The following is a 13417-nucleotide window of genomic DNA, read 5'->3' as shown; positions in this document are numbered from 1 at the left end:
TGGGCTGACGAGGCAACTTCCCTTCCGCGACCGGCTGATGGCTTGGCGCAAAGGACACCCCGAAACGCCGGGACCCTTTGTGCTTCCCGGCATGTCTGTAGGAACGGAACTATGACTATCCAATTCAGCGATACCAATGCTGCACTGTTGGTTAAAAAAAACGTGCAATCTTTGCGCAACGTGTTCGGCACAAGCGACATCACCAGCGTTGAACTCCATAAAATGGACTGGCGCGACCTGAACAAAGCTTCTGCTGATACTCGCCGCGCATGTCGCAAACTCCTTGACGAGATCACGAACAATACACCCGATGAGCGCGTAAAGGACATTGAGCGCACCTCAGAAGTGCTGCTTGAACTGATCGACGCAATTGCCGAAGAACAGGACACCCGCACGGAAATCGGCAGTCGCGCACCCCGCGCAGTTGGCGGTGATCCGCGTCGCCCCATCGGCCCGAATGCAACTGTTCGCGGCGAAGATGGCGGACACTATCGCAACATCCCCGATGTGCGAACGATTGGCTTGAAGCCCGAAGAGCGCATGTCCGAATGGGTTGAAGATCGTGAGGGCCGCTCGGAATACGCGGACCTGCCGATTGGCGACTATCTTCGCAGCATGGTTTGCGGTGCGAAAACGGATCTGGAAAAACGCGCTTTGTCCGAAGGCACAGACAGCGCGGGCGGTTACACCGTCCCGACCGCACTTGCCTCGCAGATGATCGACCTTCTGCGCTCGCAAAGCGTTTGTTCCCGTGCTGGTGCGCCGACCATTCCGCTCACCACAAAGGAAAACCTGATCGCCAAAGTGGCATCCGACCCCACCCCGGCTTGGCGGAGTGAGGAAGGCAGCATTACCGTCAGTGATCCGACCTTCACCAGCGTCAGCCTTCAACCCAAGTCCCTCGCCTGCATCGTCAAGGTGAGCCGGGAACTGATGGAGGACAGCCTGAACCTTCCGGTGATGCTTCCGCAAATCCTGGCAACGTCGATGGCGAAGGAATGGGACCGCGTGGCCCTTCTGGGCAGCGGCACGGCACCTGAACCCGAAGGCGTGGCGAATGTGTCGGGCATCGGCACCAACGCACTGTCTGCGGGCTTGACCAGCTATGCCCCGCTTGTGACGGCCCGCACGGCGGTTAAGAACGCCAACGCGGACCCGACAGCCTATATCATGTCGGTGCGCGATGAAGGCACGTTCGCGGGGCTGACAGCCACGGATAACCAGCCGCTGAACGCGCCGCGCCAGGTCTCGGAAATCCCGTGGTTGACCACCACGGCAATCCCGACCGATGGCGGCGCAGGTTCTGACGAAAGCACGATCTTCTGCGGTGATTTCCGCCACCTTTACATGGGTGTGCGTACCGAACTGACGATCATGATTTCCAAAGAACTCTACATGGAAACCGGCCAGTACGCGTTCCTTGCATGGTTCCGTGGTGACATTGCCGTGGCTCATCCCGGCGCGTTCCACACCACCACAGCAATCACCGGCTGATCGTGACCGGGTGGCGAGCCTGCTCCATCGCTTGCCACCCACTATGCTGCCCGGCCTATTTGGGAAGAGGCTGGCCGGGTAGAGCCTGCGGCGCTGGCCGCGCGTGGCAGGCTTTCATAAACCGGGGGTGGGTCCGATTTCGCACACTTTCGGTTGGGGACCGGGCGGGGGCGTCACATTTTTACCCCGTCAGATTTGGAGGAAAAAACCGATGCGCGGCAACAAGTCAAAACCTGACGAGATCAAGGTTATTCAAGGCACATTCCGCCCGGATCGGGCCAACTCCGATGCGCCTTCTGCGCCTTCTGGACTGCCTGATACACCGCATTGGCTATCCGAGCGCGCGGCGGAACTGTTCGCGCACCTGAGCGCCGTTCTGGACGCTCTGAGCATCGCCTCACCTGTCGATGTTCACATGCTGGCCATGCTGGCATCCCGTTTGGAGGAAATCGAAATCCTGACGGCGGTGATTGAGGATTGCGGGCGCACCTACCAAAGCGAAAGCGGCTTGTGGAAAGCGCGCCCGGAGGTGGCGCAGCGTTCCGAGGCCATGCGCCACGCTCAAAGCCTTCTGACTGAATTCGGGCTGAGTCCCGCGACACGAAACAGGGTTTCGGCGGGCAAGCCTGCCCAGCAAAACCCATTTGCAGCATTGGATTCCTGACATGGCGAAAGTCGTCGGTGATATTGCCGTTGAAGTCTCTGCCGATATTGGCCCGCTACAGCGCGAACTGAACAAAGGCACAAGGTCGGTCAAGGGCTTTGGCAGCAACGCCGAGAAAGTCGCAAAGCGGGTTGCCAAGGCTGGCGCGGCGATTGCTGGCGGCATGGCCGTCGCGGGGGCCGGTGCTTATACGATGGTGCGCGGCGCGGCTGATGCTGGTGCCGAGATCGAGCGCCTTTCACGCATCGCCAACGCCAGCCCCGAGAAATTCCAGAAGATGGCGGCGGCGGCAAAGACTGTCGGCATCGGACAGGAAAAGCTGGCCGACATTCTGAAAGACGTTCAGGACCGGGTTGGGGATTTTCTGCAAACGGGCGGCGGCCCGATGAAGGATTTCTTTGACAACATCGCACCGAAGGTGGGGGTGACGGCTGAACAGTTCAGAAACCTGAGCGGCCCGCAAGCCCTGCAACTGTTCGTCAGCAGCCTTGAAAAGGCGAACCTCTCGCAAGACGAAATGACGTTTTACATGGAGGCAATGGCGTCTGATTTGACGGCGTTGCAGCCATTGCTTGCCGACAACGGGAAGGAAATGAAGCGCCTTGGCGATGAGGCGCAGCGCGCAGGCGCAATCATGTCAGATGAAGCTGTGAAGGGCGCGCAAGACCTTCAAGCCGAACTCGACAACATGACCGGCGCGATCAGCACACAGTTCACGCAGGCCATTCTTGAGAACAAGGACGAGATCAAGAAGCTAACAGACGACATTACAAACGTCTGGATACCTGCCCTGTTGAGCGCAGCCGGTGCTATCACGAAAATCGTTGACGCAATCACCGACGCCATTCAGGGCTACAACATCCTTGCGGGCCTGATCAAAGGCGAGGATCGCCGCGAGGCTGATGTTGGCACAACGGATCAACTGCGCGCCCAAAACGAACTTGGCAAGGGCGCGACAGATTCAATCACCGGAAGACTGGGCGGCACAATCGGAGGGGCGCTGTCTGGTGGCGGCGGCAGCGATGGCCCGCTGTTCCCGTCTCTTGGTGATGGGTTTGAAGGTGGTTCAAAACTTGATTTTCTGCAAAGTGAAAATGAGCAGGAGTTTGAAATTCAGGCCGAGCATTTCGAGCGGATGCGCGAACTGCTGGCAGAATACAGCGAAGGCAAGTTTGAACTTCTGAGCGAGGCATACGCGCGGGAGCGTGATCTGCAACAGCAGCACAACGATAACGTGATGGCGGGCGAAGAAAACCTTGCGAAAACCAAGTTGCGAATTGCTTCCAGTGTGTTCGGTGATCTGGCCAGCTTGATGCAGTCTGAGAACAAGAAGATGTTTCAGATCGGCAAGGCGGCGGCGGTTGCCAAGGCCACTGTCAGCGGGATTGCAGCGGCCATTGAAGCCTATGAATGGGGCACTGAGCGCGGCGGGCCAGCGTTCGGGGCAATCTCTGCGGCGGCATCCATTGCCAAGACTGCAACGATGATCTCACAGCTTCAAAGCCAGTCCTACGGTGGCGGCGCGAGTGCTGGCATGGCCGGGGGATATGGTGGCATCGGTGGCGGACAGCAAGCCGCGCCGATGAACACGCAGTATCTACATTTCAACTTCACCGGCGACGGGGCAATCCCGCAGTCAGCGATGCGCGACTTTATCGCTCAGTTTAACGAAGCGATTGACGATGGCGCGGTGATTAAGGGGATCACGACGAACTAGGGTTAAAGTCGATGATCTCGGCATCCGGTAAATCATCGGCCCAAACATCCCTTATGACGGCGGCCAGATCGGCGACACCATCGCTTTTGATAGTTTCCACTCGGTTGGCGAGCGCATGGGCCAAATCTGAGCCAGTCGCGGCACCCAAGCTGCCCTCTTGCTCCAGGCGCGCGATAATTATGCGGATGTATAACTCTGTCGCTTGTTGCCGCTGCTTTAGGCGATTGATTTCCTGATTGAATATTTCAATTGCCTCTTCGAGCGACACTTTTTGTTCTGCCATTATCTCCGCCTCAACTTGCGTTGCATGTGGCTGATCATACGGGAAAAACTCGCCAATTGTCAGAGGTAGTTGCTCCAAATCTGCAAGCCAAAGCCTAAAACCAAAAGCCCGAGCGCCAGCCATGAGGTTCGATCAAACCATTTCGCTTTGCTTGCCTCTTTCTTTGAATCCGGAGTGTCCGACCCCTCAAGAATGATGAACGACTTTCCTCCCCTCCTGACTTCGGGCGGCAAACCAAAGAAGAACAGCAATATCACCCCGGCAATATCCAGCACGAGGCCAATGGTGTTTACGGTTTCTGACGTCATTTCCTCGAGCCTTCTCGGCTCACTGTCCATTTGGACAGTGACAAAGCTTTATTCAGGGGGCGGCACAAATTGTCACTTTTTGGTAACGTACCAGCCGCCTTTGTAGTATCCGATTTTTCGCATAACCACCAAATACATGGTGGCGACGACGAAGCATAGTTCGCCCAAACTTCCCGGACTATGCTGTTCAGCCAATTCAAAAATGTTTGTGACCGATCCAACCTCATCGTCAGGGTTCAGCGGCTGGCCCTCACTAATGATTATGCGCGCCGCCTTGCGAGGGGTCATTTCCTCAACCTCACCCCCGGCCCGCCACCGTTCTCTGCGATGAACTCCACGCCAGCGGCTTTGAGGGCATCGCGAATGGCCCTGAGCGCCCCTTGTGCGGGGTATGGGGAGCCAGACCCTTCCGCCCGCTTCACTGTCATTGATGACACGCCCGCGCGTTCTGCAAGGGCCGTTTGAGATAGTCCAAGCAATCCGCGCGCCGCCCTGATTTGTCCCTCAGAAATTTTCACTTGTTCCAATTTAGAACATTCCGTATTGTTACTTTTGGGAACATTACCACAATGGAGGACTGAAACAATGCCCAATGACGAAACCTGCCTGCCTGATGGCGCAATGGAGCGACTTTCCCTATTTGCCAAGTGGACCGACACCACGCCGCCCGAAAACGTGATGGAGGGGACCGGCGACGAGCGAACCTTTTCAAATGAGTTTCTGAGGTTCTGCCAGGAAACTGGCCTGAGCCTTGATTGGTTTTGGATGGGCGATGCGAGATCACTTGTCATGCAGGCTTTTAACGCAGCACAGGGGAACGCAGCATGACTGGCAACGAAGCAGCCGAACAGATCATTTCGGCATTCAATAAACTGGATGAAACAGAAAGACTGATCTTCATGGGTGGCCTTCGCGCATTGTCGAAAGACGAAATCAGCGTTGGGCAATTCGAAGAACGGGTGCAGGGGCTTATTGATCGCCATCGTTGCGGGGAAGAACTCAGAACCTCGGACTTGGCCTTTGACGCCTAACCAGTTGCGAATCTATCACTTAAGCCGGGGCCATGCGCCCCGGTTTTTGTTACCCCAAACGTTACCCCAGAGGCATTTCAGCCAAGGAAAATCGTTGGGATATCCGCTAAGTTATTGATTTTATGGTACCGCCTCCCCGGCTCGAACGGGGGACCTCTTGATCCACAATCAAGCGCTCTAACCTACTGAGCTAAGGCGGCACTGACGCGCGATGTAACTTTACCGCCGCGCGATTGCAAGCCTCTTACAGCGCGAATTCCCAGCTTTGTTCAACCAAATCGCAGCCGAAGGAATGCACGGGCCGGGACGAGATCAGTGTGAACCCCGCAGCGCGGTAAAGCGCACAGGCCGCGCGGTGGCTTTCATGGGTCCACAATTGCAACCGGCGATACCCGGCGCTGCGGGCAAAGCTCAGACAGGTGTCCAGCAGGCGGCGGCCAAGCCCCTGCCCGCGGCAGTCGGGCAGCACGAGAAACAGGCGCAGCTTGGCGGTGTCACGGTCCAGCCGGACACAAAAGATGCAGCCGACGGGCCTGCCCCGGTGTTCGGCGATCCAGCCGTGTTCGCAATCGGGATTGTGGCTGGCGAAGAAATCCTCGACGATTCTGGCCACCAACGGGCCAAAACTGTCGTCGAACCCGTCATTGGCGGCATAGAGCGCCTGATGCTGCGCGACGATCCAGGGCGCGTCATCGGGGCGGACGGGGCGTAGGGGTATCTCACTCATGCCAGACAGCAAAGCGCGATCCGGCTTGCCAATCAAGCGCGAAACGGGTACCTGCACATCGCTCAAGCAGGAGGCCGGAATGGGCATCAACACCGAACGCGACATCGAGGCGAATCTTCAGATCGGGCCGACCGATCAGGGCATGGTGCGGCTGTTCGTCGAGGCCAGTGGCGTTGAAATCCCCATGGATTTCACCCCCGAAGAAGCCGAGGAAATCGCTGCCGAGATCGCTGCGGCGGCCAAAGCGGCGCGCGCTAAGGGCTGAGCGCCCCCGGATCGCGCAGGCCCTGCAACCGCAGCGCCGCGTGGCGGGCAAAGCGACGGGTCAGCGCGCTGCGCCGCGCGCCCGCAAGCCGGGTTTCGGGGGCCATGCGCAGGATTTCGGCGTCATAGCCATCGGCGACGATCAGGCCCGTTCCCTCGGGCAGGAGATCGGTCGGGAAATTTTCGTCCACCGCCCAGAAATAACGGTCACACCAGTTCAGGTAGCCCTGCCATTTGTTGTCCGAGGTATAGTCGGCACGCGAGGATTTGCACTCGATCACCCAGAGATCGCCCTTGGGGCCAAGGGCCATCACGTCCACGCGCTTGCCCCGTTCGGGGGTGAATTCCTCGATACAGGCGAAATCGTGCCCCAGCAGATGCCTGCACACGCCCCGCGCCAGGATCTGGCCGGGTTGCAACGTGGGATCGGGCAGAAGGGTCATGCCAAAATGATGAACAAAAAGGGAACAAAGTCAAGGCCGCTTTTGGGTTGCACGGGGAACCAGGGCCAACGCGCCGCCGGATCGGGTGTTTCCCTGCGCGGCCCGCTTGAGCGCGCATTCCGATTTTGATGCGTTCCCCTTGTTCGGGGGGCGGCAAAGCCCTAATTAGGGCTGTGGCGGGTGCTGCCCTTCTCGTGAACGGTTGCATTCCGGTGGCCTTAAGCAATTCCGAGGGAGTTGGCTCTGTCCTGGCCCTGGCCTGGTTACTTCCGACGCCCACCTGTATATACAGGTCCTCGGGAATGAGAGAACCAAACGGCTGCGTGCGGGCCCGCCACTTTTCAATTCCGCAAATGAAAACGGACCGCAGGATACATGCGGTCCGTTTTCATGATTTAAATTCCGGTGCCGGTGTCAGTGCTTGCCGAACAGGGTCTGGCGGCCTTCGTCGACGCGCACGGGAATGGTGGCGTGATCAGGGCGCATCGCGTGCTGGCGCAGCCCGCCGCGCGGTTCGTCATCGTCGTCATCCTTGAGGCGCATTACGGCGATCCCGAACTGCACCCCGGCAAAGATGATACCGTTGGAAATCCACAGGATCAGAACCGCAAGCCAACCCTTGTCGGAGGTGCTGACCAGATGCCACAGGTTGGCGATATCGAACCAGAGGAGCATGGCCACGAACGCCGCCGCGATCCCGAAGCCGATGGCGACATGGGTGATATAGAGGCGGATGAGTTTGGGCATGGCAGCGACTCCCCTTGTTTTCTTCCCTTACAGAATAGCATGTAATCATGCCCGCCCTCAAGGCAAGAGCCCCTGCCCGCCCCGCGACCCGCTGTCGCCCGCCTGCGGGCTGCCTGCAAAACGGGCAGTGCTGGGGGCCGGTGCCTAGCCGGCAATCGCCCGGTCGATGGCTCCGGCCAGAATATCGGCGATCTGCCCGATCTGGTCGTCGGTCACGATGAAGGGCGGGGCCAGCAGGATGTGGTCACCGCGCTGCCCGTCGATGGTGCCGCCCATCGGGTAGCACATCAGCCCGTCCTGCATCGCGTTGGCCTTGATCCGCTTGTGCAGGTTTAGGGCGGGATCGAAGGGCTCTTTCGTCGCGCGGTCCGCCACCAGTTCGATGCCCCGAAACAGGCCCCTGCCCCGGATATCGCCGACATGCGGATGCTGGCCCAGCCTGTCCTGCAGGGCGGAGTGCAACAGATCGCCCGCGCGGGCCACGCGCGGCAGGGTCTGGCCGTCGGTCAGCCGCGTCAGCACCGCCAGCGCGGCGGCCATCGCCATCGGGTGGCCGATATAGGTATGCCCGTGCTGGAAAAAGCCCGAGCCGTCGCGGATCGCGTCGTAGATACGCGCAGAACACAGCATCGCGCCGACCGGCTGATAGCCCGCACCGAGGCCCTTGGCGATGGTCACGATATCGGGCGCTATGCCGTCCTGTTCGCTGGCAAACAACGTGCCGGTACGGCCCATCCCGCACATGACCTCGTCGAGGATCAGCAGGATACCGTGGCGATCACAAATCTCGCGGATGCGTTTGAAGTAGCCGGGCACAGCAGGCACGGCCCCGGTAGTGGCCCCGACCACGGGTTCGGCGATGAAGGCCATGACGGTCTCGGGGCCGAGGCGCTGAATCTCGGTTTCCAGTTCATCCGCGACGCGCAGGCCATAAGCCTCGGGCGTTTCATCGTCGCGACGGTCGCGATATTCGTAGCAGGGCGAAATGTGGCTGGTTTCGACCATCAGGTCGGAAAACGGCGCGCGCCGCCACATGTTGCCCCCTGCCGCCAGCGCGCCAAGGGTGTTGCCGTGATAGCTTTGCCGCCGGGCGATGATGCGGTAGCGCGTGGACTGGCCGGTTTCGAGGAAATACTGGCGCGCGAGCTTGATCGCGGCCTCCACCGCCTCGGACCCGCCGGACACGGGATACATGCGGGCAATGCCATCGGGGGCATGGTGCACAAGCAGTTCGGCCAGCGATTCGGCGGCCTGGCTGGTGAAGAAACCGGTATGCGCGAAGGGCAGCCTGTCGAGTTGGTCGCGGATCGCCCCCTTGACCGCCGCATCGGAATGGCCAAGGCAGGACACCGCCGCGCCGCCACAGGCGTCGAGGTATTTTTTACCATCCGTATCAATCAGGTAGCACCCGTCGCCGGTATCGGCCACGGGCAGGTTTGCAGTGCAGGAACGGTGGAACAGTGCGGACATCTTAGATCGCCTTTGTTGCGGGTCGGAACGCGAAATTGTGCAACAAGGTTTGCATTTGGATTTCGCTTATGCAAATATTTTTGCATTGTGCAGCAATAAAGCACGATGAATTTGCAACAATCTCAGCCACAGACAGGGAGCTGACATGAAAACCATTGTGAAACTCGCCGCGGCCGCCGCCATCGCATTCGGAGCAAGCACGGCACGGGCCGACGAGATCGTCGTCGCCACCGATACGGCCTTCGTTCCGTTCGAGTTCAAGCAGGACGGCGAATATACCGGGTTCGATATCGAGATGTGGAAGGCCATCGCCGAAGAACTGGGCATGGACTACGAACTGCGCCCGATGGATTTCTCGGGGATCATTCCGGCGTTGCAGACCGGGCAGGTGGATGTGGCGCTGGCGGGAATCACCATCAAGCCCGAGCGCGAGGAAGTCATCGACTTTTCCGACGGCTATTATGACAGCGGTTTCCGCCTGATGGTGCCCGCCGACAGCGATGTCGCGAACTGGGACGATCTGGCCGGCAAGACGCTGGCGGTGAAAACCGGCACCTCGGCCTCGGACTGGGCCGAGGAAAACCTGCCCGACACCGAGCTGCGCAAGTTCCCCAATATCGACAACGCCTATCTTGAGCTGCGGACCGGCCGCGTGGATGCCGCCATGCATGACACGCCCAACGTGCTCTACTACATCGCCACCGCAGGCGGCGGTGATGTGAAGGCCGTGGGCGATCAGCAGATGGCGCACCAGTACGGTATCGGCTTTCCCAAGGGCAGCGAACTGGTCGGCCCGGTGAACGAGGCGCTGGCCAAGATGCGCGAAGACGGTCGCTATGATGCGATCTACTCCAAGTGGTTCGGCTCGTCGAACTGAACCACCCGGCCGGGTCGCTCCTTCCTACCTGCGGCCCGGCCCCCATTTTCCTGACATTTCTGACATTCGATAACGGAGGCCTTTCATGGAAACGGACTGGTCCGTCATCGTCGATTTCCTTCCCCAGCTTCTGGAGGGGGCGAAAACGACGGTCTACATTACGGTCGTCGGCCTGATCGGCGGCCTTTTCCTGGGCACGCTGGCCGGGCTGATGCGGGCCTATGGGGGGCGTATCCTGAACGCCATCGCATTCGCCTATATCGAGGTGATCCGCGGCACGCCGATCGTGGTGCAGGTGATGTTCCTGTACTTCGCCCTGCCCGTCCTGGCCGATCTGCGCATCGACCCGATGAGCGCGGCGGTGCTGGCGATCATCGTCAACGCCGGGGCCTACATCGCGGAAATCGTGCGCGGCGCGTTCCTGTCGATCTCCAAGGGCCTGACCGAGGCCGGGCTGGCCATCGGCCTGCCGCACTGGAAGGTGCTGGTCTATATCGTCGGGCCGCTGGCGTTTCGCCGGCTGATCCCGCCGCTTGGCAACCAGTTCATCGTCAGCCTCAAGGACACGTCTCTGTTCATCGTGATCGGCGTGGGTGAGTTGACCCGGACGGGGCAGGAGATCATGGCGTCGAACTTTCGCGCGGTGGAAATCTGGACGGCGGTGGCGATCATCTACCTGATCATGACGGGCACGCTGAGCCTGATCCTGCGCACCCTCGAAAAACGCATGAGGATCCTATGAGCATCATCGAATTCAAGAACACGTCCAAGCATTTCGGCCCTCTCAAGGTGCTGGACGGTGTGGACCTGTCGATCAACGCGGGCGAGGTGGTGGTGCTGGTGGGCCCTTCGGGATCGGGCAAATCGACGCTGCTGCGCTGTATCAACGGGCTGGAAACCATCACCGGGGGCGATCTGATCGTCGACGGGCTGAGCGTCACGGGAAGCTCGAAACAATTGCGCGAAATCCGGCAGGAGGCCGGGATGGTGTTTCAGCAGTTCAACCTGTTCCCGCAGCTGACGGCGCTGGAGAACGTGGCTTTCGGCCCCTCGAAAGTGCGCGGGCTGAGCAAGGCACAGGCCGAGGAAACCGCGCTGGACCTTCTGGAAAAGGTCGGGCTGCGCGACAAGGCGGGGCATTACCCGGCGGAGCTGTCGGGCGGCCAGCAACAGCGTGTGGCGATTGCCCGCGCGCTGGCGGTCAAGCCCAAGGTGATGCTGTTCGACGAGCCCACCTCGGCGCTGGACCCGGAACTGAAGCAGGAAGTGCTGAACGTCATGCGGGCGCTGGCCGAGGAAGGCATGACCATGGTCGTGGTCACCCATGAGATGGGGTTTGCCAAGCAGGTGGGCACGCGGCTGATCTTCATGGAGCACGGGCATATCGCCGTCGATGGCGACCCGCGCGAGGTGATCGACACACCGCCCAACGACCGGATGAAGGATTTCCTGCAACATGTCTGAGGTCATGGCTTCCGAACTGGGCCGCGTCACGGCGCGGGGCACCCCCCGCCAGATTGGCCGGACACTTGGCGAAGCGGGCCGTGATGCGGTGCGCGACGTGCTGCTGCGGGCCGATTATTGGCAGGCAGTGACCGCCCCGGCCCATGCGGGCGCGGTGCAGGGCATGGCCGACAGGGTAAAGGCGCTGTTCCCGGCGGTCTGGGAGGAGTTGCAAGGCCTGGCCGAGGGGCTGGATCTGCCGCTGGAGCAGGTCGTGGCGTGGAACTGCCGGGGCGATCTGATGTCGAACGTGCCCGATGGCTGCACCACGGTGCAGATCCCCGGCGATGTTCCGGTGATCGGCCATAACGAGGACGGCTTGCCCGGCTTTCGCGGTCATGCCTTCGTGGCCGCAATCACCCCCGATGACGGCCCGGCACTGATGTCGTTCTGTTATCCCGGTTCGATCCCCGGCCACACCTTCGGGGCCAATGCGGCGGGGCTGGCGCAGGCGGTGAACAACCTGCGGCTTCGCGCCGTCCGTGCAGAGTTGCCGCGCATGGGGCTGGGCCGTGCGGTTCTGGCCTGCGAGGCGCTGGACGAGGCGCTGGCGCTGCTGGCGCGGCACAATGACAGCGGTGGGTTCCACATGACGCTGGCGCAGGCGGGCGACACGCGAGTAATGAGCGTGGAGTTCGGCGGCGGGGCCTGTTCGGCCCGGCAGATCGCCGCGCCTGCGGTTCATGCCAACCATGCGCTGCATATGGGCGCGCGGGCGGCGGAGCAGACGATCACCGACTCGTCGCGTGACCGGCAGGCGCGCGGGGCGCAGATGATCGGCGACGGTGTCACCGACCCGCTGCGCATCCTGCGCGATACCGGCGGGGCGGGCCTGCCCATCCACAGATGCAGCCCCGACGACCCCGACAACGAGAATACGCTTGCCACGGCCCTGTTCCGCATAGAAAAATCGTCGGTGGAGTGGAGATTGCATGACCAGACCTCGGAGCGGCCCGTCATCGAAGGGCGCTGGCCACGAACCTGACGGGGCCCTTGCCCCGCCGCAGAGCGTGCAGGATTTGCGCGACCTGATGTTGCAGGTATCGCGCGGCGAAGCGCCGTTGTCGCTGGGGCCGAAGGCACAGCAGGCGCTGGCCGATATTCTGGACCTGCGCGGCGATCCGGCCCTGTTGTCGATCACCGCACTGGCCGAGAAACTTTCGGTCAACCCTTCCACCCTGACCCGGCTGGCGCGCAATCTGGGCTATCCCGGTTTCGGGGCGTTCCAGCAGGTGTTGCTGGATGCCTCGATGGCCGCGCCGGGGGATTTCTATACGCGGCAGGTGCAAACCGCGCTGGCGGGCGAGGATGCCAGCGGCATGGGTGGCGTCACGCGGCTGTGCCGGGAAAACCAGGCCAATATCGAGCGATTTCTCGAAGGCTGCGATATCGGGCAATTCCGCCATGCCACGGAAATGATCACCACCGCACCGCGCGTCATGGTGCATGGCATCCGGCAGTTTCACGCCTTTGCCAGCTTTCTGGTCTACGGGCTGCGGATGATCCGCTCGGACGTGCATTTGCTGGATTCCAACGGTCTTGGCGTGGCCGAGGGAATCGCCTCGATGGAGGCCGAGGACGTTCTGGTGACGGCCAGTTGCGCGCCCTATTCGACGCAGGTGGCCCAGGCCGCCAAGGCCGCGGCAGAGCGCGGAATTGGGATCGTGGCGGTGACGGATCGGGCCAGTTCGCCACTTGCAGCGGTGTCGCAGGCGGCGGTTCTGGTGCCCCATGACACCAGCTTCCTGTCGAATTCGCTGACCACCTTCATCCTGGCCGCCGAATGCCTGATCAACGGCTGCGCCGCCGCCAGCCCGGAACGCGCCAAGCAGGCGCTGGCCGAGCGTGACCGGATGATCAAGCGCCTTAACGTGGAAATCTGAGAGCGG

General features: G+C 61.0%; 18 protein-coding genes and 1 tRNA gene. 11 read left to right on the top strand and 8 right to left on the bottom strand.

The genetic code is table 11. The features are described from left to right. Positions 1–111 precede the first annotated feature (111 nt). The 3 genes from KPG71_RS04675 (at position 112) to KPG71_RS04665 (ending at position 3875) form a co-directional block, all read left to right on the top strand. Positions 112–1494 (top strand): phage major capsid protein, encoded by a 1383-nt coding sequence (locus KPG71_RS04675; RefSeq protein WP_216336966.1) that lies wholly within the window; start codon positions 112–114, stop codon positions 1492–1494. A 211-nt stretch (positions 1495–1705) separates the two neighbouring features. Then, on the top strand, positions 1706–2158 hold the full coding sequence (locus KPG71_RS04670) for a phage terminase small subunit P27 family (RefSeq protein ID WP_216336965.1): 453 nt from the start codon (positions 1706–1708) through the stop codon (positions 2156–2158). A 1-nt stretch (position 2159) separates the two neighbouring features. Next, the gene (locus KPG71_RS04665) at positions 2160–3875 is read left to right on the top strand and encodes a hypothetical protein (protein WP_216336964.1); all 1716 of its coding nucleotides are present in this window, start codon (positions 2160–2162) and stop codon (positions 3873–3875) included. Here the strand turns inward: KPG71_RS04665 and KPG71_RS04660 are convergent. The 3 genes from KPG71_RS04660 to KPG71_RS04650 form a co-directional block, all read right to left on the bottom strand. Continuing rightward, entirely contained in the window at positions 3862–4158 is a 297-nt protein-coding gene (locus tag KPG71_RS04660) for a hypothetical protein (RefSeq protein ID WP_216336963.1), read from the bottom strand. The two genes, KPG71_RS04665 and KPG71_RS04660, sit on opposite strands and share 14 nt — an antisense overlap. A 59-nt stretch (positions 4159–4217) precedes the next feature. Next, complete coding sequence (locus KPG71_RS04655) at positions 4218–4466, bottom strand: hypothetical protein (protein WP_216336962.1); 249 nt, start codon at positions 4464–4466, stop codon at positions 4218–4220. Between the two features lie 72 nt (positions 4467–4538). Continuing rightward, positions 4539–4754: a hypothetical protein gene (locus tag KPG71_RS04650; protein WP_216336961.1), complete on the bottom strand. Its 216-nt coding sequence runs from the start codon at positions 4752–4754 to the stop codon at positions 4539–4541. 297 nt (positions 4755–5051) lie between these two features. On the opposite strand from KPG71_RS04650, the gene KPG71_RS19610 reads away from it, so the two are divergent. Further along, a complete protein-coding gene (locus tag KPG71_RS19610) occupies positions 5052–5294 on the top strand; it encodes a hypothetical protein (protein ID WP_253196093.1) in 243 nt (80 codons plus the stop codon). Further along, positions 5291–5497, top strand: coding sequence for a hypothetical protein (locus KPG71_RS04640; protein ID WP_216337225.1), 207 nt, complete (start codon positions 5291–5293; stop codon positions 5495–5497). Before KPG71_RS19610 ends, KPG71_RS04640 begins: the two co-directional genes overlap by 4 nt. Before the next feature lie 123 nt (positions 5498–5620). On the opposite strand, the gene KPG71_RS04635 is transcribed toward KPG71_RS04640, so the two are convergent. Next, positions 5621–5697 (bottom strand) — tRNA-His (locus tag KPG71_RS04635). 44 nt (positions 5698–5741) lie between these two features. After that, the gene (locus tag KPG71_RS04630) at positions 5742–6224 is read right to left on the bottom strand and encodes a GNAT family N-acetyltransferase (RefSeq protein WP_216336960.1); all 483 of its coding nucleotides are present in this window, start codon (positions 6222–6224) and stop codon (positions 5742–5744) included. Positions 6225–6303: 79 nt separating this feature from the next. On the opposite strand from KPG71_RS04630, the gene KPG71_RS04625 reads away from it, so the two are divergent. Next, positions 6304–6489 (top strand): DUF6324 family protein, encoded by a 186-nt coding sequence (locus tag KPG71_RS04625; protein ID WP_216337206.1) that lies wholly within the window; start codon positions 6304–6306, stop codon positions 6487–6489. Here KPG71_RS04625 and KPG71_RS04620 read toward each other — a convergent pair. The 3 genes from KPG71_RS04620 to KPG71_RS04610 form a co-directional block, all read right to left on the bottom strand. Beyond that, entirely contained in the window at positions 6479–6931 is a 453-nt protein-coding gene (locus KPG71_RS04620; protein ID WP_216336959.1) for an MmcB family DNA repair protein, read from the bottom strand. The two genes, KPG71_RS04625 and KPG71_RS04620, sit on opposite strands and share 11 nt — an antisense overlap. Positions 6932–7345: 414 nt before the next feature. Next, entirely contained in the window at positions 7346–7678 is a 333-nt protein-coding gene (locus KPG71_RS04615; RefSeq protein ID WP_216336958.1) for a hypothetical protein, read from the bottom strand. Positions 7679–7822: 144 nt separating this feature from the next. Continuing rightward, positions 7823–9148 (bottom strand): aspartate aminotransferase family protein, encoded by a 1326-nt coding sequence (locus KPG71_RS04610; RefSeq protein ID WP_216336957.1) that lies wholly within the window; start codon positions 9146–9148, stop codon positions 7823–7825. Between the two features lie 145 nt (positions 9149–9293). On the opposite strand from KPG71_RS04610, the gene glnH reads away from it, so the two are divergent. The 5 genes from glnH (at position 9294) to KPG71_RS04585 (ending at position 13411) form a co-directional block, all read left to right on the top strand. Continuing rightward, positions 9294–10025 (top strand): glutamine ABC transporter substrate-binding protein GlnH, encoded by a 732-nt coding sequence (gene glnH, locus KPG71_RS04605; RefSeq protein WP_216336956.1) that lies wholly within the window; start codon positions 9294–9296, stop codon positions 10023–10025. An 85-nt stretch (positions 10026–10110) separates the two neighbouring features. Then, positions 10111–10767, top strand: a complete 657-nt coding sequence (gene glnP, locus KPG71_RS04600; RefSeq protein WP_073034779.1) for a glutamine ABC transporter permease GlnP — start codon at positions 10111–10113, stop codon at positions 10765–10767. 2 nt (positions 10768–10769) lie between these two features. Further along, positions 10770–11489 (top strand): glutamine ABC transporter ATP-binding protein GlnQ, encoded by a 720-nt coding sequence (glnQ, locus tag KPG71_RS04595; RefSeq protein ID WP_367397308.1) that lies wholly within the window; start codon positions 10770–10772, stop codon positions 11487–11489. Continuing rightward, positions 11482–12513 carry a C45 family peptidase gene (locus KPG71_RS04590; RefSeq protein ID WP_216336954.1) on the top strand — a complete coding sequence of 344 codons (1032 nt, stop codon included), beginning with the start codon at positions 11482–11484 and terminating at the stop codon, positions 12511–12513. Before glnQ ends, KPG71_RS04590 begins: the two co-directional genes overlap by 8 nt. Beyond that, entirely contained in the window at positions 12461–13411 is a 951-nt protein-coding gene (locus KPG71_RS04585) for a MurR/RpiR family transcriptional regulator (protein ID WP_216336953.1), read from the top strand. Before KPG71_RS04590 ends, KPG71_RS04585 begins: the two co-directional genes overlap by 53 nt. Positions 13412–13417: the final 6 nt, after the last annotated feature.

It is taken from the genome of Roseovarius sp. PS-C2, assembly GCF_018862045.1.
Taxonomy (GTDB): Bacteria; Pseudomonadota; Alphaproteobacteria; order Rhodobacterales; family Rhodobacteraceae; genus Roseovarius.
This window is presented reverse-complemented; position numbering and strand designations above follow the sequence as displayed.

What these genes read in the sequence shown, in the direction of transcription:
- KPG71_RS04675 (WP_216336966.1), top strand. Translation starts at nt 112, where the DNA reads ATGACTATCCAATTCAGCGATACCAATGCTGCACTGTTGGTTAAAAAA.
- KPG71_RS04670 (WP_216336965.1), top strand. Translation starts at nt 1,706, where the DNA reads ATGCGCGGCAACAAGTCAAAACCTGACGAGATCAAGGTTATTCAAGGC.
- KPG71_RS04665 (WP_216336964.1), top strand. Translation starts at nt 2,160, where the DNA reads ATGGCGAAAGTCGTCGGTGATATTGCCGTTGAAGTCTCTGCCGATATT.
- KPG71_RS04660 (WP_216336963.1), bottom strand. Translation starts at nt 4,158, where the DNA reads ATGGCAGAACAAAAAGTGTCGCTCGAAGAGGCAATTGAAATATTCAAT.
- KPG71_RS04655 (WP_216336962.1), bottom strand. Translation starts at nt 4,466, where the DNA reads ATGACGTCAGAAACCGTAAACACCATTGGCCTCGTGCTGGATATTGCC.
- KPG71_RS04650 (WP_216336961.1), bottom strand. Translation starts at nt 4,754, where the DNA reads ATGACCCCTCGCAAGGCGGCGCGCATAATCATTAGTGAGGGCCAGCCG.
- KPG71_RS19610 (WP_253196093.1), top strand. Translation starts at nt 5,052, where the DNA reads ATGCCCAATGACGAAACCTGCCTGCCTGATGGCGCAATGGAGCGACTT.
- KPG71_RS04640 (WP_216337225.1), top strand. Translation starts at nt 5,291, where the DNA reads ATGACTGGCAACGAAGCAGCCGAACAGATCATTTCGGCATTCAATAAA.
- KPG71_RS04630 (WP_216336960.1), bottom strand. Translation starts at nt 6,224, where the DNA reads ATGAGTGAGATACCCCTACGCCCCGTCCGCCCCGATGACGCGCCCTGG.
- KPG71_RS04625 (WP_216337206.1), top strand. Translation starts at nt 6,304, where the DNA reads ATGGGCATCAACACCGAACGCGACATCGAGGCGAATCTTCAGATCGGG.
- KPG71_RS04620 (WP_216336959.1), bottom strand. Translation starts at nt 6,931, where the DNA reads ATGACCCTTCTGCCCGATCCCACGTTGCAACCCGGCCAGATCCTGGCG.
- KPG71_RS04615 (WP_216336958.1), bottom strand. Translation starts at nt 7,678, where the DNA reads ATGCCCAAACTCATCCGCCTCTATATCACCCATGTCGCCATCGGCTTC.
- KPG71_RS04610 (WP_216336957.1), bottom strand. Translation starts at nt 9,148, where the DNA reads ATGTCCGCACTGTTCCACCGTTCCTGCACTGCAAACCTGCCCGTGGCC.
- glnH (WP_216336956.1), top strand. Translation starts at nt 9,294, where the DNA reads ATGAAAACCATTGTGAAACTCGCCGCGGCCGCCGCCATCGCATTCGGA.
- glnP (WP_073034779.1), top strand. Translation starts at nt 10,111, where the DNA reads ATGGAAACGGACTGGTCCGTCATCGTCGATTTCCTTCCCCAGCTTCTG.
- KPG71_RS04590 (WP_216336954.1), top strand. Translation starts at nt 11,482, where the DNA reads ATGTCTGAGGTCATGGCTTCCGAACTGGGCCGCGTCACGGCGCGGGGC.
- KPG71_RS04585 (WP_216336953.1), top strand. Translation starts at nt 12,461, where the DNA reads ATGACCAGACCTCGGAGCGGCCCGTCATCGAAGGGCGCTGGCCACGAA.